This window comes from Klebsiella sp. BIGb0138 (assembly GCF_004342285.1).
Taxonomy (GTDB): domain Bacteria; phylum Pseudomonadota; class Gammaproteobacteria; order Enterobacterales; family Enterobacteriaceae; genus Klebsiella.
Genome location: NZ_SMCV01000008.1, coordinates 155,760 through 176,572 on the forward strand (window position 1 = coordinate 155,760; position 20,813 = coordinate 176,572).

The 20,813-nt window shown below is 58.7% G+C and carries 18 protein-coding genes; 9 read left to right on the plus strand and 9 right to left on the minus strand.

Going from position 1 to position 20,813, the window contains the following annotated elements; all coding sequences use genetic code 11:
* Positions 1 to 71 precede the first annotated feature (71 nt).
* The gene (locus EDF73_RS18315; protein WP_132730486.1) at positions 72 to 1,472 is read right to left on the minus strand and encodes an FAD-dependent oxidoreductase; all 1,401 of its coding nucleotides are present in this window, start codon (positions 1,470 to 1,472) and stop codon (positions 72 to 74) included.
* Between the two features lie 46 nt (positions 1,473 to 1,518).
* Positions 1,519 to 2,691, minus strand: a complete 1,173-nt coding sequence (ssuD, locus tag EDF73_RS18320; protein ID WP_132730487.1) for an FMNH2-dependent alkanesulfonate monooxygenase — start codon at positions 2,689 to 2,691, stop codon at positions 1,519 to 1,521.
* Between the two features lie 271 nt (positions 2,692 to 2,962).
* Between ssuD and EDF73_RS18325 the strand changes: the two genes are divergently transcribed.
* Both EDF73_RS18325 and xni read left to right on the plus strand, forming a co-directional pair.
* Positions 2,963 to 4,906 (plus strand): sigma-54-dependent Fis family transcriptional regulator, encoded by a 1,944-nt coding sequence (locus EDF73_RS18325; protein ID WP_132730488.1) that lies wholly within the window; start codon positions 2,963 to 2,965, stop codon positions 4,904 to 4,906.
* Between the two features lie 123 nt (positions 4,907 to 5,029).
* The gene (gene xni, locus EDF73_RS18330; RefSeq protein WP_132730489.1) at positions 5,030 to 5,785 is read left to right on the plus strand and encodes a flap endonuclease Xni; all 756 of its coding nucleotides are present in this window, start codon (positions 5,030 to 5,032) and stop codon (positions 5,783 to 5,785) included.
* A 58-nt stretch (positions 5,786 to 5,843) separates the two neighbouring features.
* On the opposite strand, the gene fucO is transcribed toward xni, so the two are convergent.
* A complete protein-coding gene (fucO, locus tag EDF73_RS18335; protein WP_132730490.1) occupies positions 5,844 to 6,992 on the minus strand; it encodes a lactaldehyde reductase in 1,149 nt (382 codons plus the stop codon).
* Between the two features lie 26 nt (positions 6,993 to 7,018).
* Positions 7,019 to 7,666, minus strand: coding sequence for an L-fuculose-phosphate aldolase (fucA, locus tag EDF73_RS18340; protein ID WP_132730491.1), 648 nt, complete (start codon positions 7,664 to 7,666; stop codon positions 7,019 to 7,021).
* A gap of 597 nt (positions 7,667 to 8,263) precedes the next feature.
* On the opposite strand from fucA, the gene fucP reads away from it, so the two are divergent.
* The 5 genes from fucP to fucR all read left to right on the plus strand — a co-directional run bounded on the left by fucP (position 8,264) and on the right by fucR (position 14,062).
* The gene (fucP, locus tag EDF73_RS18345) at positions 8,264 to 9,574 is read left to right on the plus strand and encodes an L-fucose:H+ symporter permease (RefSeq protein ID WP_132730492.1); all 1,311 of its coding nucleotides are present in this window, start codon (positions 8,264 to 8,266) and stop codon (positions 9,572 to 9,574) included.
* Between the two features lie 30 nt (positions 9,575 to 9,604).
* Positions 9,605 to 11,380 carry an L-fucose isomerase gene (gene fucI / locus EDF73_RS18350; RefSeq protein ID WP_132730493.1) on the plus strand — a complete coding sequence of 592 codons (1,776 nt, stop codon included), beginning with the start codon at positions 9,605 to 9,607 and terminating at the stop codon, positions 11,378 to 11,380.
* 53 nt (positions 11,381 to 11,433) lie between these two features.
* Positions 11,434 to 12,852 (plus strand): L-fuculokinase, encoded by a 1,419-nt coding sequence (fucK, locus tag EDF73_RS18355; protein ID WP_132730608.1) that lies wholly within the window; start codon positions 11,434 to 11,436, stop codon positions 12,850 to 12,852.
* 1 nt (position 12,853) lies between these two features.
* The gene (gene fucU, locus EDF73_RS18360) at positions 12,854 to 13,276 is read left to right on the plus strand and encodes an L-fucose mutarotase (protein ID WP_132730494.1); all 423 of its coding nucleotides are present in this window, start codon (positions 12,854 to 12,856) and stop codon (positions 13,274 to 13,276) included.
* Between the two features lie 69 nt (positions 13,277 to 13,345).
* Positions 13,346 to 14,062, plus strand: coding sequence for an L-fucose operon activator (gene fucR / locus EDF73_RS18365; protein ID WP_132730495.1), 717 nt, complete (start codon positions 13,346 to 13,348; stop codon positions 14,060 to 14,062).
* A 73-nt stretch (positions 14,063 to 14,135) separates the two neighbouring features.
* On the opposite strand, the gene rlmM is transcribed toward fucR, so the two are convergent.
* Genes rlmM through gcvA form a run of 3 tightly spaced genes read right to left on the minus strand, consistent with a single transcriptional unit; the run spans position 14,136 to position 16,561 of the window.
* Positions 14,136 to 15,236, minus strand: a complete 1,101-nt coding sequence (gene rlmM, locus EDF73_RS18370) for a 23S rRNA (cytidine(2498)-2'-O)-methyltransferase RlmM (RefSeq protein WP_132730496.1) — start codon at positions 15,234 to 15,236, stop codon at positions 14,136 to 14,138.
* On the minus strand, positions 15,229 to 15,624 hold the full coding sequence (locus tag EDF73_RS18375) for a DUF423 domain-containing protein (RefSeq protein WP_132730497.1): 396 nt from the start codon (positions 15,622 to 15,624) through the stop codon (positions 15,229 to 15,231). Before EDF73_RS18375 ends, rlmM begins: the two co-directional genes overlap by 8 nt.
* A gap of 19 nt (positions 15,625 to 15,643) precedes the next feature.
* Complete coding sequence (gene gcvA / locus EDF73_RS18380) at positions 15,644 to 16,561, minus strand: glycine cleavage system transcriptional regulator GcvA (protein WP_015585849.1); 918 nt, start codon at positions 16,559 to 16,561, stop codon at positions 15,644 to 15,646.
* A gap of 443 nt (positions 16,562 to 17,004) precedes the next feature.
* Between gcvA and csdA the strand changes: the two genes are divergently transcribed.
* Positions 17,005 to 18,210, plus strand: coding sequence for a cysteine desulfurase CsdA (gene csdA / locus EDF73_RS18385; RefSeq protein WP_132730498.1), 1,206 nt, complete (start codon positions 17,005 to 17,007; stop codon positions 18,208 to 18,210).
* Positions 18,210 to 18,650: a cysteine desulfurase sulfur acceptor subunit CsdE gene (gene csdE / locus EDF73_RS18390; RefSeq protein ID WP_132730499.1), complete on the plus strand. Its 441-nt coding sequence runs from the start codon at positions 18,210 to 18,212 to the stop codon at positions 18,648 to 18,650. Before csdA ends, csdE begins: the two co-directional genes overlap by 1 nt.
* 121 nt (positions 18,651 to 18,771) lie before the next feature.
* On the opposite strand, the gene tcdA is transcribed toward csdE, so the two are convergent.
* Entirely contained in the window at positions 18,772 to 19,578 is an 807-nt protein-coding gene (gene tcdA / locus EDF73_RS18395; protein ID WP_132730500.1) for a tRNA cyclic N6-threonylcarbamoyladenosine(37) synthase TcdA, read from the minus strand.
* A 123-nt stretch (positions 19,579 to 19,701) separates the two neighbouring features.
* Entirely contained in the window at positions 19,702 to 20,799 is a 1,098-nt protein-coding gene (gene mltA, locus EDF73_RS18400; RefSeq protein WP_132730501.1) for a murein transglycosylase A, read from the minus strand.
* Positions 20,800 to 20,813: the final 14 nt, after the last annotated feature.

Here is a 20,813-nt window from a genome sequence, read left to right on the forward strand (position 1 = left end):
AGCTCTCTCCACGGTGCGCTCCGCCAACGGATCGCACGCTTACAGAATCAGGGAATAAAGGGGGTGAGGGTTCAGATCGTCGGACATCGGGCGGATTGCCCGATCCCCAGCGCCTGTAAAGCTTCAGCGGCCACGGCGGCGGCATGATCGGCCACCTGCGGCAGCCCCATCAGCTCACCAAAATAACCGCGTGCCGCCGGGCCCGAGATCAGGAGGTTCGCCGTCGCGCGTCCCTCGCGGCCAATCGCCCGGGAGTGGGCATCGACATCCAGCCCCAGCCCCAGGGCATCGGCGCGAATCAGCCCGCGGCGGGTCAGGTCGCGCAATAGCGGCTGGCTGTCGGTTAACCCGCCGTGGGCCGGGCCGGTGGTCAGAATCAGGTGGTCGACGGTCAGCGCGATGCGCTCGCCCGCGCGCGGCGTCAGGGTGAGGCTCAGCGTACGGGAATCGCCTTCCAGCGCCGTCAGCCTCGCGGCCAGCACCTGCAGGCTGCCGTCGCGCTGCCGCTGGTCGAGCACCTCGGCGACCTGCGGCGCAATCCGGTAACGATGCACGTCCCAGTAGCGACGCAGGTGGCGAAGGAAGCGCTGGCGATCGGCAAACGTCAGCGCCTGCCAGATGCTCTGACCCTGATGACGCACCGCGTCCAGTACCAGCTGCCAGGGGAGCCCCTGCTCTGCGGCACGCCTGACATCGCTGCGGACCTGCCGCAGCCGCTGGCGCAGCGTGCCCTGGCGATAATCGCCCGGCCATGGCGCCGCCGCGCTGCTGACGTTCCCCCGGGACAACAGACCGTGGCGGGAAAAAGCGGTAATGGGCCCGCGGTGCCCGAGCCGGGATAAGGTGGCGATGCAGTCCGCCATCGTCAGCCCGGTTCCCATCACCGCCACCCGCGCGTCGGGGGCGATCGCCGTAAGGCTGTCCGCACGCCACGGGTTGGCAATCAGCGCCGGATGGTCGTGAAAAGGAGCCGCCAGCCGCGGCAGCGCCGGCGGCGGATGGCTCACCGCGAGGATCAACAGATCGCTTTTCAGCAGACGGCCGCTATCGGTAGTGATGATGCCATGTTCGTCAAAGGTCAGCGCCTGTTCGCGCAGGTGGACCAGCCGCCCCGCGCTCGCCCGTAGCGTATCCGCGAAGCGTTGGCTGACGTAGCGGCCAAACTGGCCGCGCTGCGGATACAATGAACCATCCTCACGCTGCGCCTGCGGATCCTCAGCAAATGCGGGCTGCTGGCGGTACCAGCGGTCAAATGCCCCGTCCTCCTCGCCGGCCAGCTGCATCCGCGCGGCGGGGACGTTGATGCGATGGCTCGGTTCCACGGTGGAATAGGCCACGCCGGCCCCCGGCACGGCGCGCGGCTCCAGCAGCGTGACCCGCAACCGTTCCGGCGCCAGGCGCAGCAGATGAATAGCCACCGCCGCGCCGCTAAAGCCGCCGCCGACGATAGCGATATGAGGCTCAGCGCGCATAGGCCACCGCCTTAAGCAGGAACAAGCGAAACATACCCACCTCCCTTCAGCTGGCGCTGACCTGTTTCACCGGCCGTTTGTCGCCGCCGATGGTTTCGCCGAACGGCCCGGTATTGACGCTGCGCGCCTTTGGCTGGGCGCTGCTGGCCAGCGGCAGCAGCGGCATCACCAGATCGGCAAAGCGGTGCGCCTCTTCCAGATGCGGGTAGCCGGAGAAGATAAAGTTGGTGATCCCCAGCGCCTGATATTCGCGAATGCGTTCCGCCACCTGCTGCGGGTTGCCGACCAGCGCTGTCCCCGCCCCGCCGCGTACCAGTCCGACGCCGGCCCACAGATTCGGCGCGATACGCAGATTGTCGCGCGAGCCGTTATGCAGCGCGCTCATACGCGCCTGGCCTGCGGAATCCATCCGCGCGAAGATCTTCTGCGCCTGGGCAATGGTGTCATCATCCAGATGGGCAATCAGACGGTCGGCGGCGGCCCAGGCCTCCTCCTCCGTTTCACGGACGATCACATGCAGACGAATGCCGTATTGCAGGGTACGCCCGCGCGCCGCGGCGCGTTCACGGACGATAGCCAGCTTCTCCGCCACCAGCGCCGGCGGCTCTCCCCAGGTCAGGTAGCTGTCGATTTGCTCAGCGGCGACGTCAATGGCCTCCTCCGACGAGCCGCCAAAGTACAGCGGCGGGCCGTTTTCCTGCACCGGCGGAAAGAGCACTTCCGCCCCTTCAACGTGAATATGTTCCCCGTGGTAATCCACCTTTTCGCCTTTCAGCAAGCGGGAGTAGACGTCGAGAAACTCGCGGGTCACCTGGTAGCGCTGGCGGTGGTCGAGGAAAATCCCGTCGCCTTTGTTCTCCACCGGATCGCCGCCGGTCACCACGTTGATCAGCAGCCGGCCTTCCGACAGCCGGTCGAGCGTGGCCGCCATCCGCGCCGCCAGCGTCGGCGGCTGTAAACCCGGGCGCACCGCCACCAGATAGCGCAGGCGGCGGGTCAACGGCGCCAGCGCCGACGCCACCAGCCACGAGTCCTCGCAGCTTTTTCCGGTGGGGATCAGCACGCCGTAATAGCCCAGACTGTCGGCGGCGAGGGCTACCTGCTGTAAATAGGGTAAATCCACCGGGCGTCCGCCTTCGGTGGTCCCGAGATAACGGCCGTCACCGTGGGTGGGCAAGAACCAGAACACATTGATCGTATCGTTCGCTTTCTGCGTCATTATCCATTTCCTATATAACCATATTCGATATTCATCGAAGAGATGTTTTAATTTGGTTATATGAGTGTTAGCGATAATCATGCCAACGGTGAACGAATAATTAATCCAATAAAATCATATAATTATAATTTAACCTTGCCCATTTTGCTGTTGCAAATGCGCCAGTTCATGTGCGCCCGCTGTTGATTTTGCAACAGCCCGGCGTCATGCACCTCTGGTTTCTGTCGCTGGCAAAGGATAAGTTCAAGGCGTCATTTACCGGAGGTCCACCATGCTCAATCCTGAATCCCTGTCCGATACGCCCGTGCTGGTCGACCCGGCGTCGAAAGCGTTTCAGAGTCTGCTGGATAAGCTGGCCCCAACGGAGGCCACCGTGCTGATCGTCGGCGAAACCGGCACCGGCAAAGAGGTGGTCGCCCGCTATCTGCACCACCACAGCACGCGTCGCCAGCAGCCGTTTCTGGCCGTTAACTGCGGCGCGTTGACCGAGAGCCTGGCGGAGGCGGAGCTCTTCGGCCATGAAAAAGGGGCTTTTACCGGCGCCGTTCAGAGCCACCCCGGCTGGTTTGAAGCCGCCGAGGGCGGGACGCTGCTGCTCGATGAGATCGGCGAGCTCAGCCTGCCGCTGCAGGTCAAACTGCTGCGCGTGCTGCAGGAGCGGGAGATCACCCGCGTCGGCTCGCGTAAAGCCATCAAAGTTAACGTCCGGGTCATCGCCGCGACGCATGTCGATTTAGCTCAGGCGATCCGCGAACGCCGCTTTCGTGAAGACCTCTACTACCGTTTGAATATCGCCATCGTGCCGCTGCCGCCGCTGCGCCAGCGCCGCCAGGATATTCCCCAGCTGGCCAATCACTTTTTAACGCTGTACGCCCGTCGCCTTGGGCGTCCGACCCGCCGCCTGGCGCCGGAAACGCTGGCGAGGCTGATGGACTACCCGTGGCCCGGCAATATCCGCGAGCTTGAAAACACCCTGCATAATGCGGTGCTGCTGAGTAAGGAAGAGGAGATCACGCCCGCGCAGCTGCGCCTGACCACCCTGCACGATACGCCGATGGCGGCAACGGATAATGCCCTCGATGACTTTATCCATCAGCAGCTGACCCAGCCCGGCGAGCCACTGTGGGAACGGGTCACCGGGGCGCTGATCCGCGGGGCAATGGCCCACTGCGATGACAATCAAAGCCAGGCGGCGGCGCTGCTGGGCATCAGTCGCCACACCTTACGTACCCAGTTGGCGAACTTCGGCCTGATAAAGAGCCGCCGGCGAGGGGAGCCAACGCTGCGTCACCTGCCCGCCGCCGTCTCCGCGGACCGCGAGCTGCGCATTGGCTATCAGCGGTTCGGCAACCTGGGGATTTTAAAGGCCCGGCAGAGTCTGGAGAGCGCCTTCGCCCATCTCGGCGTGAGCGTGCTGTGGAGCGAATTCCCGGCTGGACCACAGCTGTTGCACGCTCTCGCCTGTAACGAAATCGATTTTGGCACAACCGGCGAAGCCCCGCCGGTGTTTGCCCAGGCCAGCAACAGCGAGCTGGTGTATGTGGCCTGGGAGCCGCCGGCGCCGCAAAGCGTCGCTATGGTCGTCCCGCAGCACAGTGATATCCGCACCCTCGGCGATTTACGCGGCAAGCGCATTGCGCTGAATAAGGGCTCCAACGTTCACTGGCTGCTGTTGCAGATTCTGGAGGAGGCCGGGCTGGGGCTGAATGACGTCAAAATTGTCTACATCCCGCCGAAATATCCGCTGACCGCCAGCGATTATCTGGCGGTGGACGCCTGGATGATGTGGGACCCGCTGCTAAGCGATGCCGAACACACCGGGGAGCTGCGGGTGGTGGCCAACGGCGAAGGTCGGGTCCATAACCACCAGTTCTATCTCTCGCGCCGCGACTACGTCACCCGACATGGCGACATCATGCAGCGGCTGTTGCACGAGCTGACGCAAACCGGGCAGTTTATCGACCGCCGTCGCGATGAGGCCGCCGGGCTGCTCGCCGCCGAACTGGGGATTAACGTCGCTTCGCTGGCCCTGGCGCTGGCGCGCCGCAGCCACCGTCCGCGGATGATGGACCTGAAAGTTATCCGCGCACAGCAGACCATCGCCGATCGTTTTTATGCGCTGGGTCTTATCAACAAACCCGTCACGGTCCGCGATGCGGTCTGGTACGGCGAAGCGACCAACAGCGAGCTGGGTCTGCTACTGCACGTTGATTAAGATTAAGCTTTTTGCGAGGTTTGTTCCTGGTTATCCCCCTGCCGATAGCCTCCCGCGCGCGGCGATGATACCCTTAAGATATTATGAATCAGAGCCTGCGCCGCGGGCTCAAAGGGGGTCTCTGTGGCTGTTCATCTGTTAATCGTCGACGCGCTCAACCTGATTCGCCGCATCCATGCGGTACAGGGCTCCCCCTGCGTCGACACCTGCCTGCACGCGCTGGAACAGCTCATCGTCCATAGCCAGCCCACGCATGCCGTCGCGGTGTTTGACGATGAAGATCGCGCCCACGGCTGGCGGCACCAGCGTCTGGCGGAATATAAAGCCGGGCGCGCGCCGATGCCGGAAACCCTGGAAGCTGAAATGCCCGCGCTGCGCGCCGCATTCGAACAACGCGGGGTTCGCTGCTGGGCCTTAGCCGGCAGTGAAGCGGACGACCTTGCCGCAACGCTGGCCGTTAAAGTCGCGCACGCCGGGCATCAGGCAACTATCGTGTCCACCGATAAAGGCTACTGTCAGCTGCTGTCGCCGACGATTCTGATCCGCGACTACTTCCAGAAACGCTGGCTGGACGCCCCTTTTATCGCCAAAGAGTTTGGCGTGACGCCGGAGCAACTGCCTGATTACTGGGGGCTGGCGGGGATCAGCAGTTCCAAAGTTCCGGGCGTCGCGGGGATCGGGCCCAAAAGCGCCGCGCAGCTGTTGACGGAGTATCAGGATCTGGAAGGGCTCTACGCGCGCCTTGCCGAGGTCCCGGAAAAGTGGCGCAAAAAACTGGAAGAGCATAAAGAGATGGCCTTCACCTGCCGCGAGATAGCCCGTCTGCAGACCGATTTACAGCTCGACGGCAATTTACAGCAGCTGCGGCTGGGGCCCTGAGCGCTGCTGAATAAGCAGGGCGAACCAGCATCGCCCTGCGCACTGGCCCGGCGTTGGGCTACCAGGCGGTATGATACAGGGCAATAATATCCGCCAGGCTGGCTTCACGAGGGTTGCCTCCGGTGCAGACATCGTCAAAGGCCGCCTGCGCCAGCGCCGGAATATCCTCTTTACGTACCCCAACATCACGTAAATGCAGCGGAATACCCACGTCGCGATTAAGGCGGAAAACCGCAGCAACGGCTAGCTTACGTGCCTGCTCCAGGCTCACGCCCTCCACGTTCTCGCCCATTGCCCGGGCGATATCACGAAATTTCTCACCGCTTTCATCGGCGTTGTAGTGCATAACGTGAGGTAACAAAATGGCATTCGCGACGCCGTGCGGAGTGTTGTAAAAAGCGCCTAAAGGATGCGCCATACCATGCACCAGCCCCAGCCCAACGTTGGAAAAGCCCATCCCGGCAATATACTGCCCAAGCGCCATCGCCTCTCCCGCCTGACTATCGCCAGCCACCGAGCCGCGCAGCGCGCCGGCAATGATCTCAATGGCTTTAATATGCAGCGCATCGGTCAGCGCCCATGCCGCCCGCGTGGTATATCCTTCAATCGCATGGGTGAGCGCATCCACACCGGTCGCCGCTTTTAACGTCGGCGGCATACCGTCCATCATATCGGCATCGATAAACGCCACCTGGGGGATATCATGCGGATCGACGCAGACAAATTTCCGTCGCTTGTCTTCGTCAGTAATCACATAGTTAATAGTCACCTCCGCCGCGGTGCCTGCGGTGGTCGGGATAGCCATGATCGGCACTCCCGGGTTGCGGGTCGGCGATAGCCCTTCCAGGCTGCGCACATCGGCAAATTCCGGGTTGTTATGGATAATGCCGATAGCTTTACAGGTATCCTGCGGAGAGCCGCCGCCAATCGCGATCAGATAATCCGCCGCGCTGTGTTGAAAAACGCGCAGCCCTTCCTGCACCACCGCAATCGTCGGGTTAGGAATCGCTCCGGAAAAGATTTCCCATGCCAGACCCGCAGCATCCATCCTGCGGGTCACGCTCTCCACTACCCCGCACTGCGCCAGGTGTTTATCGGTGACTATCAGCGCCTTACGATAACCGCGACGTGCGACTTCCCCGGTCAACGCCGCGACCGCCCCCCGGCCAAACCATGCCGTCTCATTGAGAATCATTCTGTTCGCCATCGTCCGTCTCCTGTCCGCTTCGCGAATCACTCTTCGATACGTAACCCGTAGGTTTTAAATTTTTCCAGCACAATGGCAATGGCCTCGTCATCCAGCACCGGGACGGGGTCGACAATCGCCAGCGTACTGAGATAGAGCTGCGCCAGGACTTCCACCTCGTGCGCCAGCCACAGCGCTTTTTCCAGATTCTCTTCGCAGGCAATCAGTCCGTGGTGCTGCAACAGGGTCGCCTTACGGTTTTTTAATGCGACGGCGACAAATTCCGACAGCTCGCGCGTCCCGAATGTGGCGTACGGGGCACAGGGAATGGAATTACCGCCAGCGGCGGCAATCATATAGTGGATGGCCGGAATCGGCCGGTTGAGAATCGACACCGCCGTGCAGTGAACCGCATGGTTGTGAACCACGGCCTGGGCATCTGGCCGGGTGTGGTAAGCCGCCATATGAAAGCGCCATTCGCTAGACGGCAGTTTACCCTGCTCATGCCGCCCGTCCGCATCGATCCACACGATGTGGGATTCGGTCAGCTTTTCATAAGGAATACCCGTCGGCGTAATCAACATGCCGCCTTGATAACGTACGCTCACATTACCCGCAGTCCCCTGATTCAGCCCCAGACGGGTCATTTCCAGGCAAGTTTCAATAATCTGCTGCGCCAGTTTGTTCCGTTCCATTATTTACCTCTTTCAGTGATTCAAAAACAGACCAACGGACCCGCGGTATGTTGCTCTCGCGTCCTGTTGAATAAGCCTTTTCTTTACTCTCTATGATCATATTTAATACTCAGAAGGGAATTTACATACGCGTATTCTGTGACCGTCATCAATTAATTAAATGAGTTTAATTAATGCGGGATATTTTCACTTCTAAAAAAATGACCGTTATTATTATTCTTTTTTCCAAACGGTCACCCCTTTCCCCTTAACAATTGACCGTTTTCCCCATAATTAATTAAATCGGGCATGCAAGCTGTGGCTTTTAAATAAAATTATCGCAAACGGTCATTGTTTTATAAAAATTAAAGTGATAGCAATCACATAAAATCATCGTTATTGAGGAAAGTGTGACCATTATCATATTAATGGCCCTTTTTTATTTGAAAATGGATCCATGAGTTCATTCATACACCCTAATTATTCAAGATGCGCTGCCGCGGCGCGCAATGAATAACAAGTATAGGCATACAGGAACTCACCTTGTTGACGGTCTGGTGAGCACTACCAGTCGCGCTCTTAATATGCTGAACACTCTTCTGAACTGATGAGGATGCTATGGGAAACACAACAATACAGACGCACAGCTTTCGCGCGGTGGATGTCGGTCAAAGTAAGCGCTACATTATTCCATTCGCCCTGCTGTGCTCATTATTTTTCCTTTGGGCTGTCGCCAATAACCTTAATGATATTCTGCTACCGCAGTTTCAACAGGCTTTTACCTTAACCAACTTTCAGGCCGGACTGATTCAGTCGGCATTTTACTTCGGTTACTTTGTCATTCCGATCCCTGCCGGGATATTGATGAAGAAACTCAGCTATAAAGCTGGGATAATCACCGGACTATTCTTATATGCTTTCGGCGCCGCGCTATTCTGGCCCGCTGCTGAAATAATGAATTACACTCTGTTTCTCATCGGGCTATTTATTATTGCAGCTGGACTCGGATGTCTGGAAACTGCAGCCAACCCTTTTGTGACAGTATTAGGCCCGGAAAGCGGCGGCCACTTTCGCCTCAATCTGGCGCAAACATTTAACTCCTTCGGTGCCATTATTGCGGTCGTATTTGGGCAAAGTCTTATTTTGTCGCACGTGCCACATCAATCTCAGGAGGTGCTCGATAAAATGGCCCCTGAGCAACTCAGCGCCTATAAACACAGCCTGGTATTGTCGGTCCAGACCCCGTATATGATTATCGTCGGCGTGGTGCTACTGGTCGCGCTGCTGATCATGCTGACAAAATTCCCGGCGTTACAGAGCGATGACAACGATGAAACCGGACAGAGCTCCTTCTTCGCCTCGTTCGCCAGACTTGCCCGCATCCGCCACTGGCGCTGGGCCGTGCTGGCACAATTCTGCTACGTCGGCGCGCAGACTGCCTGCTGGAGCTATCTGATCCGCTACGCCATTGAAGAAATTCCCGGTATGACCCCAGGCTTCGCCGCCAACTATCTGACCGGCACCATGGTGTGCTTCTTCGTTGGCCGCTTTAGCGGGACCTGGCTTATCAGCCGCTTTGCCCCGCATAAAGTCCTCGCGGCCTACGCTCTGCTGTCGATGGTGCTGTGCCTGATCTCCGCGCTCAGCGGCGGGCATCTCGGCCTGCTGGCCCTGACGCTGTGCAGCGCGTTCATGTCCATTCAGTACCCAACCATCTTCTCTCTGGGGATCAAAAACCTGGGACAGGACACCAAATACGGCTCGTCGTTTATCGTCATGACCATTATCGGCGGCGGGATCGTCACGCCAGTGATGGGCTTTGTCAGCGACGCCGCCGGCAATATCCCCAGCGCTGAACTGGTCCCAGCGCTGTGCTTCGCCATCATCTTTATTTTTGCCCGTTTCCGTTCACAAGCGGCAACGAACTGAACATTTTCCGAATAACGTGAGGAGTCAGGAATGAAAAGCATCAGCTTACCGAAAATTGGGATTCGCCCGGTGATTGACGGACGTCGTATGGGAGTACGCGAGTCACTGGAAGAGCAAACCATGAACATGGCGAAGGCCACTGCCGCGCTGATTAGCGAAAAACTCCGCCATGCCTGCGGCGCGCAGATTGAGTGCGTGATTGCCGACACCTGCATCGCAGGGATGGCAGAGTCCGCCGCTTGCGAAGAGAAATTCAGCCGTCAAAACGTCGGTGTGACGATTACCGTCACCCCCTGCTGGTGCTACGGCAGCGAAACCATCGACATGGATCCGATGCGTCCGAAAGCGATCTGGGGCTTTAACGGCACGGAACGACCCGGCGCTGTCTATCTGGCCGCCGCGCTGGCGGCGCACACGCAGAAAGGAATTCCGGCGTTTTCTATTTACGGCCATGACGTCCAGGATGCCGATGACAATACCATCCCCGTCGATGTCGAAGAAAAACTGCTGCGTTTCACCCGCGCCGGGCTGGCGGTCGCCAGTATGAAAGGCAAAAGCTACCTCTCCGTTGGCGGCGTATCGATGGGGATTGCCGGCTCGATTGTCGATCACAATTTCTTTGAATCCTGGCTTGGAATGAAGGTGCAAGCCGTAGATATGACCGAGCTGCGCCGTCGTATCGACCAGAAAATCTATGATGAAGTCGAGCTGGAAATGGCACTGGCATGGGCGGATAAAAACTTTCGCTACGGCGAGGATCAGAATGCTGAGCACTATAAGCGCAACGCAGAGCAAAGCCGGTCGGTGCTGAAAGAGAGCCTGCTGATGGCAATGTGCATTCGCGACATGATGCAGGGCAACCCGAAGCTGGTGGAAAAAGGGTTGATCGAAGAGTCGCTGGGCTACAACGCCATTGCCGCCGGTTTTCAGGGCCAGCGCCACTGGACCGATCAATATCCCAATGGCGATACCGCCGAGGCGCTGCTGAACAGTTCATTTGACTGGAATGGCGTGCGCGAACCGCTGGTCGTCGCCACCGAGAACGATAGCCTGAACGGGGTGGCGATGCTGCTGGGGCACCAGTTGACCGGGACAGCCCAGGTGTTTGCCGACGTGCGGACCTACTGGTCGCCGGATGCCGTCGAACGCGTGACCGGCCAACCTCTCAGCGGACTGGCGGAACATGGCATTATTCACCTGATTAACTCAGGTTCTGCGGCGCTGGACGGTTCCTGTAAACAGCGGGACGCCGCGGGTAAGCCAACGATGAAGCCGCACTGGGAAATTTCGCAACAAGAAGCGGACGCCTGTCTCGCGGCCACCGAGTGGTGCCCGGCGATTCACGAATATTTCCGCGGCGGCGGCTACTCCTCACGCTTTCTGACCGAAGGGGGTGTGCCGTTCACCATGACCCGGGTGAACATCATCAAAGGTCTGGGGCCGGTACTACAAATCGCCGAAGGATGGAGCGTCGAGCTCCCCAAAGAGATGCACGACCAGCTGGATGCCCGCACCAACTCCACCTGGCCGACCACCTGGTTTGCGCCGCGCCTCACCGGCAAAGGTCCGTTTGCCGACGTCTATTCGGTGATGGCCAACTGGGGTGCGAACCACGGGGTACTGACCATTGGCCACGTTGGCGCGGACTTTATTACTCTGGCGTCAATGCTGCGTATCCCGGTGTGCATGCATAACGTGGAAGAGGCAAAAATCTATCGCCCTTCCAGTTGGGCGGCACACGGTATGGATAGCGAAGGCCAGGATTACCGCGCCTGCCAGAACTATGGTCCGCTGTACAAACGTTAATACGTCAGGCCCTTTCATCACGAAAGGGCCCCTTTTTTGTTTCAGGAGCAATGATGAAACAAGAGGTTATTCTGGTCCTCGATTGCGGGGCAACCAACGTCCGGACTATCGCCGTCGATCGCCAGGGGAAAATTGTCGCCCGCGCGTCGACCACCAATGCCAGCGAAAGCGCGGCGGAAAACAGCGCCTGGCATCAGTGGTCGCTGGAGGCGATCCTGCAACGCTTCGCCCGTTGCTGCCAGCAGATTTCACATCAGCTGGCGGCATGCCGGATTCGCGGTATTACGGTCACCACTTTTGGCGTCGACGGGGCGCTGGTTGATGAACGTGGGGCATTGCTCTACCCGACCATCAGCTGGAAATGCCCGCGCACGCTTGCCGTTATCAACAACATCGGCCGGCTGGTGGCCCCCCAGCGGCTGCAGGAAATCTCCGGCGTCGGCGCCTTCAGCTTTAATACGCTTTATAAACTGGTGTGGCTCAAAGAGAATCATCCGCAGCTGCTGGAAAAAGCGCATGCCTGGCTATTTATCTCATCGTTAATCAACCATCGTCTGACCGGAGAGTTCACCACCGATATCACCATGGCGGGTACCAGCCAGATGCTGGATATTCAGCAACGGGATTTCAGCCCGGAAATTCTGCAGGCCGTCGGGATACCGCGCCGCCTGTTTCCCACGCTGGTGGAAGCGGGAGAACAAATTGGATCGCTGCGTGCCGATGCCGGCGCGCTGCTGGGGCTCCCCGCCGGGATACCGGTGTTCTCCGCCGGGCACGACACCCAGTTTGCATTGTTTGGCGCCGGCGCACAGCAGGATGAACCGGTCCTCTCGTCCGGCACCTGGGAAATTCTGATGGTGCGTAGCGCCGAAGTCAACACAGCATTGCTGAGCCAGTATCCCGGTTCAACCTGCGAGCTGGACAGCCAGGCCGGTCTGAGCAACCCCGGCATGCAGTGGCTGGCATCAGGTGTGCTGGAGTGGGTACGCCAGCTGCTTTGGACGCCAGAAACGCCGTGGCAAACCTTGATTGACGAGGCGCGTCTCGTTCCCGCCGGCGCCGAAGGGGTGAAAATGCAGTGCGATCTGCTGGCCTGCCAGAATGCCGGCTGGCAAGGGGTCACGCTCAATACCACCCGCGGTCATTTTTATCGCGCCGCGCTGGAAGGATTAACGACACAGCTGCAGCACAATCTGCGCACCCTGGAGAAAATCGGCCACTTTAAAGCCAGTGAACTGCTGCTGGTTGGCGGCGGTAGCCGTAACGTGTTGTGGAACCAAATCAAAGCCAACGTGCTTGATATACCGATTAAAGTGCTGGATGACGCCGAAACCACCGTGCTGGGCGCCGCAATGTATGGCTGGTTTGGTGCCGGCGAGTTCGTCAGCGCCAGCCAGGCCCGAGCGCAGGTGCATTATCAGTACCGTTACTTCTACCCGCAAAGCGAACCCGAACGAATAGAGGGAGTATGAAATGCTCAAAACGATCTCGCCGCTCATTTCCCCCGAGCTACTGAAGGTGCTGGCCGAGATGGGCCATGGGGATGAAATTATTTTTTCTGACGCACACTTCCCGGCCCACAGTCTGGGACCGCAGGTGCTCCGTGCCGACGGTCTGTCGGTCAGCGCGCTGTTACAGGCAATTATTCCGCTGTTTGAGCTCGACAGCTATGCGCCGCCGCTGGTGATGATGGCCGCAGTCGAAGGTGATACCCTCGATCCGCAGGTGGAAACCCGCTACCGCGATGCCCTCTCGCCACAGCGCCCGTGCCCGGATATTACCCGGATCGACCGTTTTGCCTTCTACGAGCGCGCGCAAAAAGCCTTTGCGATCGTTATCACAGGCGAACGCGCTAAGTATGGGAATATTCTTTTAAAAAAAGGGGTAACGCCGTAATCTCACCTGTCGGAGCGTCCGCCTGATGCGGGCGCTCATCGAATGACAGGGTGAGAACAGGGTGAGAAAATGAAAGCGGCACGCCAGCAAGCGATAGTCGACCTGCTGATCAACCATAGCAGCCTGACCACGGACGCCTTATCACGACAGCTTAACGTCAGCAAAGAGACCATTCGCCGCGATCTCAGCGAACTGCAGGCGCGGGGGAAAGTGCTGCGTAACCACGGACGGGTCAAAATCATCCATCGGGAAAGCCAGGACAGCGGCGATCCTTTCCATATCCGCCTCAAAAGCCATTATGCCCATAAAGCGGACATTGCCCGCGGCGCGCTGGCCTGGATTGAAGAAGGGATGGTGATCGCCCTTGATGCCAGCTCTACCTGCTGGTATCTGGCGCGCCAGCTGCCGGATATCAACCTGCACGTTTTTACCAATAGCCAGCCGATTTGTCAGGAGCTGAGTAAACGCGAAAATATTCAGCTCACCTGCTCAGGCGGGACCTTGCAGCGCAAATATGGCTGCTACGTCAGCCCCGCGCTTATTCCACAGCTCAAATCGCTGGAGATCGATCTGTTCATTTTTTCCTGCGAAGGCATCGATAGCCACGGCGCGCTGTGGGACTCAAATACGGTGAATGCCGATTTTAAATCGCTGCTGCTCAAACGCTCGGCGCAGTCATTATTGCTGATCGACAAGAGTAAATTTAATCGTTCGGGAGAGGCCAGCATTGGCCATCTGGATGATGTGACTCATATTATTTCCGATGCGCAGATCGCGGCGAGATAACGCGGGACGAGGAAAGCAATAGCCCGGACAGGTCGCAGATGAACCGCGCCGCCATCCGGGATCGCGTCGGGTCTTAGCGCTCGTCGCGACGGCCGCCGACGGCCGCCCACAGACGGCGGACGTGAACGGTCACTTCTTCACGGTCGTGATACAGCTGACGCGCCTGGATCTGAGCATTGATACCGTGCTCATCCAGCTGCTCCTGGATGTAGTCCAGGTTACGCGAAAGCTCTTCGTAGCGTTTTTTCATCGGCAGCTTGAGGTTGAAAATGGTTTCCCGGCACCAGCCGTTCACCAGCCACTGCGCCATCAGCGCCGCCACTTTTGCCGGCTTTTCCACCATATCGCACACCATCCACGAGATGTTGTTACGGCTCGGGCGATAGCGGAAACCATCTTCACGCAGCCAGGTCACCTGCCCGGTATCCATCAGGCTCTGCGCCATCGGACCGTTATCCACGGAAGAGACCCACATATTGCGTTTCACCAGCTGATAGGTCCAGCCGCCCGGGCAGGCCCCCAGATCCACCGCATACATCCCGTTGGCCAGACGCTCATCCCACTCATCTGCCGGGATAAAGACGTGGAACGCTTCTTCCAGCTTCAGCGTTGAACGGCTCGGCGCATCGGCGGGAAACTTAAGACGCGGGATCCCCATATAGAACGGCGAGTTGTTGGTGGTGTAGGAATACCCGGTATAGCAGCAGCCGGGGGCAATAAAGAACACATGTACCACCGGGCGCTTCGGCGTTTCATAGTTGGTCAGCACGCCCGCTTCGCGCAGCGCGGCGCGCAGCGGCACCGTCAGCTTGCGGCAGAACTTCATCAGCTCTTTGCTTTCGTTGGTGTCGGCCACTTCAACCCGCAGGTCGCCGCCCTTCTCCACCACGCCTTGCAGCATCCCGACAATCGGCGTAATGCGATCTTCCGGCGGCAGATCGCGCAGCAGCTCGCCGGCGACAAACATCTGACGGGCGAAAACCAGCGAGCTGAACGGCAGCTCCCGCACCAGTTTGTCGCCATCTGCCATCTGATAGCATTCAAAAATGACATAGCCAGAGTCTTCTTTCACCCGGGCAAAACCAAACACCTCCAGGCGGGAGGCCTTATCAGTAATTTCTGCTGCGCACTCCTTCTCAAACCCGGGGCGACAATAGAGGACAACCTTATTCATGAACAACGCCCTTACGTTTCAGACGAATTGCACCAATTAACATTAATACCCAACCGGCGAGGAAGCTCACGCCTCCTACCGGCGTAACGAACGCCCACAGGCGTAAATGCGACAGCGCCAGGCAATAGAGGCTGCCGCTGAATAATACGGTTCCGAGCGCCATAAAAACGCTGCTCCAGTAGAACCAGATACTGATACGGCGCTGCATCGCCACCGCCAGGCCAAAAATCGCCAGCGTATGGAAGGCCTGGTACTCAAGACCGGTATGGATCCAGGCCATTTCCGTCGCGCCCAGCGAGCGGCTTAATACGTGTGCGCCAAAGGCACCCAAAGCAACAAAGATAAAACCGCTGATCGCGGTGAATATCAGCATAAAACGGCTGGTCATGTTTTTACCCTACACTTATTTATTGTTCGTAACGAAAACGAAATTTTTCTTGTTCGCTTGCCGCTTTCGCCAGAATCCACTGCCGGAAGGCGGCTATTTTACCCAGTTCAGCCTGACTGTCATGACAAACCAGATAAAATGCATTCTTGCTGACCAGAACATCATTAAACGGGCAGACCAGTCGGCCGGCCTCGATTTCGGACTGGGACATCACATTATTGGCCAGCGCGACCCCTTGCCCGTGAATAGCCGCCTGCAGCACCATGGCGCTGTGGCTGAAAATAGGCCCCTGTTGCACATTAATATGGCTTAGACCCAGCTGGCGGGTATAAGTTTGCCAGTCGCGACGGGAAGCATCGTGCAACAGCGTATGTTGCGCCAGATCCGCAGGCGTTTTCAACGCCTTGTCGCCGGTAAGGAGCGCCGGCGAGCAGACGGGCAGCAAATATTCGGCGTACAGTTTTTCAACGCGCAGCCCCGGCCAGTTGCCGCGACCATAAAAAATGGCCACGTCGACATCGTCCGCCAGCTTGTCTTCCTGACGGTCCACCGCCTGGATTCTGACATCGATCCCCGGATAAGCTGAGTTAAAGCTTGAGAGTCGCGGCACCAGCCACTGGATCGCAAAACTGGGCAGTAAACTCACCGTTAAGGCCCCTTTTGCGCTGCGGGCCTGCAGTTTCCGCGTCGCCTCGGTCAGTTGCGAAAAAATCTCTTTAATATCCTGAAAATAGCTCTGGCCCTCTTCCGTCAGCAGCAGCGATCGATTGCGGCGGCGAAACAGCTTGAGCCCCAGAAAATCCTCTAGTGACTTGATTTGGTGACTTACTGCGGCCTGCGTCACAAAAAGCTCATCGGCTGCCCGGGTGAAGCTTAAATGACGTGCGGCTGCATCAAAAACACGTAATGCATTCAGGGGTGGTAATCGCTTTGACATGGTTATTCTGGCTTCGATGTTAAGGCAATTTAACAAACAGGAAACAACGGTTAACCTATTAGTTTTTTTTATCTGAGACATTATAATTTGTCCGTTGAGGTTCTACCAGCAAATACCTATAGTGGCGGCACTTCCTGAGCCGGAACGAAGAGCTTTTTTTGGAATGCGTGTTCCAACAAGCTTTTGGCTTACGGTTGTGATGTTGTGTTGTTGTGTTTGCAATTGGTCTGTGTTTGCAGACCATGGTAGTAAAGCTACCCTTTTCACTTCCTGTACATTTACCCTGTCTGTCCATAGTGATTTAATGTAGCACCGCAACACGCGGTGCTTTTTTTTGCCTGTCGCTCACCGCACCGGCGCTATTATCCCTCTCTCTTCCTCTCGTCAGCCTTGCCCTGACGGATAAATTGCGCGACGATCGCCAGATTGCAACGAGGAATTCCATGAACGCATTCAATCCTGCCCACTTTCGCGCCCAGTTTCCCGCGCTGGCCGATGCTGGCGTTTACCTTGATAGCGCAGCGACGGCGCTGAAACCGCTCGCCGTCATCGACGCCAGCGACCAGTTTTATCGCCTCAGCGCCGGCAACGTCCATCGTAGCCAGTTCGCCGCCGCGCAGCGCCTGACCGAGCGCTATGAAGACGCCCGCGAGCGGGTGGCGGCGCTGCTTAATGCCCCCTCAGGGAAAAATATCGTCTGGACGCGAGGCACCACCGAAGCCATTAATATGGTGGCCCAGAGCTATCTGCGCCCGCGCCTGCAGCCCGGAGACGAAATCATCGTCAGCGAAGCCGAGCATCATGCCAATCTGGTTCCCTGGCTGATGGTGGCGGAGCAAACCGGCGCCCGGGTGGTGAAGCTGCCCCTCGGCGCCGATCGTCTGCCGGACGTCGCCTGCCTGCCAGCACTCATCACGCCGCGTAGCCGGCTGCTGGCGCTCGGCCAGATGTCCAACGTGACCGGCGGCTGCCCGAACCTGGCAACGGCGATTCGCCATGCGCACAACGCCGGTATGGTGGTGATGGTCGACGGCGCACAGGGGGCGGTGCATTTTCCCGCCGACGTACGGAAGCTGGATATCGATTTTTACGCCTTCTCGGGTCACAAGCTGTATGGCCCGACGGGGATTGGCGCGCTGTATGGTAAAAGCGAACTGCTGGATGCCATGTCGCCATGGCTCGGCGGTGGCAAGATGATTACCCAGGTCAGCTTCGAGGGGTTCAGCACTCAGCCGGTGCCCTATCGTCTGGAAGCCGGTACGCCTAACGTGGCCGGCGTGATTGGCCTGAGCGCGGCGCTGGAGTGGCTGGCAGAGACCGATATCGTCCAGGCCGAAAGCTGGAGTCGCAGCCTGGCGACGCTGGCGGAAGATGAACTGGCGAAACGCCCTGGCTTTCGCGCTTTCCGCTGCCAGGATTCCAGCCTGCTGGCGTTCGATTTTGACGGGATCCACCACAGCGACATGGTGACCCTGCTGGCCGAGTCCGGCATCGCGTTACGCGCCGGGCAGCACTGCGCCCAACCGCTGCTGGCGGCGCTTGGCGTCAGCGGGACTCTGCGCGCCTCGTTTGCGCCCTATAATACCCAGGATGATGTTTATGCGCTGGTCAACGCCGTTGACCACGCTCTGGAAATACTGGTGGATTAATGACAACTTCACTTGCAATGAGCCATCCGTTTGGCACCGCCGTCACCGACGCGAACCTACGCCAGACCTTCGCCCCGCTACAGCAGTGGGAAGACAAATATCGCCAGCTGATTTTACTGGGTAAACGGCTACCGGCGCTGACGGACGAACAAAAGGCCCAGGCCCAGGAGATTGCCGGCTGCGAGAATCGCGTCTGGCTGGGATCGACCGTCGTTGAGGGTAAAATGCACTTTTTCGGCGACAGCGAAGGGCGGATCGTTCGCGGCCTGTTAGCCGTGCTGCTCACCGCGGTGGAGGGGAAAAGCCCCGCCGAACTGCTGAAAGAGGATCCCCTGACGCTGTTTGACGAGCTGGGGCTACGTTCCCAGCTCAGCGCCTCGCGCAGCCAGGGGCTGGCGGCGCTCAGCGAGGCGGTGCTTGCCGCCGCGCGCGCGGTTTAATCCGGCAATATTCCCCGGCTGGCGCCAGGATCCGGGCACCGGGGAGACGAGCTGGCGCCGGGGTGAAGATGGGTGATAGCCCGATAAGGGTTTACGCCGCGATCCGCGGACAGCCCGCCCCTTACCCCTGACGCTCCGCCTTCGCCAGCATTTTCTTTAACGCGTGGGAGACGGCGACAAAACCAAAGGTGGCGGTTACCATCGTCGCGGCGCCAAAGCCGGAGGCGCAATCCATCCGCTTCGGGCCTTCGGCGGTGCTTTTCATCGCGCAGACGCTGCCATCAGCCTGCGGATACACCAGCGCTTCGGTCGAGAAGACGCAATCCACGCCCAGCTTACCTTTACTGTTTTTCACCACCCCGAACTGGCCTTTCAGCCTTTCACGCAGCTTCGCCGCCAGCGGGTCCTGAATGGTTTTCGCCAGATCGGCCACCTGAATCTGCGTCGGATCGATTTGCCCGCCCGCTCCGCCGGTGGTGACCAGCGGCACTTTATAACGGCGGCAATAGGCAATAAGCGCCGCCTTGGGACGCACGCTATCAATGGCGTCAATCACGTAGCTAAAGCCCGCCCCCATGTACCCGGCCACATTCTCCGGCGTCACAAAGTCGTCAATCACCGTCACCTGGCATTCCGGGTTAATCAGGTGAATACGCTCCGCCATCACTTCCGCTTTCGCCAGCCCGACGTTGCCTCCGAGGGCATGCACCTGCCGGTTGGTGTTGGTGACGCAAACATCGTCCATATCAATAAGGGTGATCGCGCCGATACCGGTTCTTGCCAGCGCTTCGGCGGCCCAGGAACCGACGCCGCCGATACCGACGACGCAGACATGCGCGTCGGCAAAGCATTGCAGCGCTTTTTCACCATATAAACGCGCCGTACCGCCAAAACGCTGGCGCCAGGCGTCGCTGATTACAACAGACATAAAACCTCAGAATAAAATGGGAGAACCCGGATACACCGTCATCGACGGATCCGGGCAAGCTGAGCGCACGCTTTCGCCGCCCCGGTCGGCACTGTGCAACCGGGGGGCCGGGAAAGTGCCAACTTACCCGCTAAAGACGTTACCCGCGCCCGGCGCATTTTTCAGCACCCACACGCGGCCATAGTGGTTATACCAACCGGCGCGATGCCCGGCATCCGCCCCGATACCCTGGTAGATATCGAAGTGCTGGCCTTTAATCGCGCCGCCAACATCCAGCGCCACCATCAGCCGCAGCTCATACTGGCCGTTAAACTTGCCGTTATTATCCAGCAGCGGGACCTCCGCCAGCAAGGTGGTGCCCGGCGGGATAATGCTGCGGTCGGAAGCCACCGAGGCGCGACCAATCAGCGGCACCGCGCTGGCGCCTTTCACCGGAGCAAAAGACTGCGGTTTAAAGAAGACAAACGACGGGTTCTGTTCCAGCAGCTCACGAACTTCGGCCTCGCTATGTTTTTCACCCCATTCGCGAATCGCCTGCATCGACATATCTTCTTTCTTCACTTCGCCGCGATCGATCAGGACTTTACCGATACTACGATATGACCAGCCGTTCTTCCCGGCATAGCTAAAGAAGTTCAGCGGCGAGCCGTCGCCAAAATCAATATAGCCGCTGCCCTGCACGTCCATAATGAAGTTATCCATCAGCGAGTTGCTGTAGGCCAGAATATAGTTGTCGCTCAGCGCGCCGGCATAGATGCTGGCGCGGGACGGCAGCTTACCGCGCTTCGGCGGCATGCGATAAATCGGGTACTGGAACTCGCCCTGGCGAGTATGCCGCGCCTGGATCACCGGAGTATAGTAGCCGGTGAACTGGACGTTGCCGTAGCTGTCGGCGCCCTGCATCTGCCAGGCATCAATCCCGAACTGGCTCAGCGTGCGGGTATCCCCACCGGCGCGCAGCCACTGCTGGAGGGCGTTATAGACGTTGCTCTGGCTATTATAGAGACGCGGCGCGGCGCTCTGAATCTGTCTGACCTGCTCGGAGAAGTCGCCGGCGTTGATCGGCGAGCCGACCGCATCAGGCTGGTTAACCAGCGAAAACGGCTGGGAAAACTTCCCTTCATTATACTGTTGACCGCGATCGGTCGGTTTTGAGGAACAGGCAGCGAGCATCGCCAGCATTGCCCCTGTTGCTACATACTTTGCCCAACATCCTTTCATGGTATCTCTTCTTT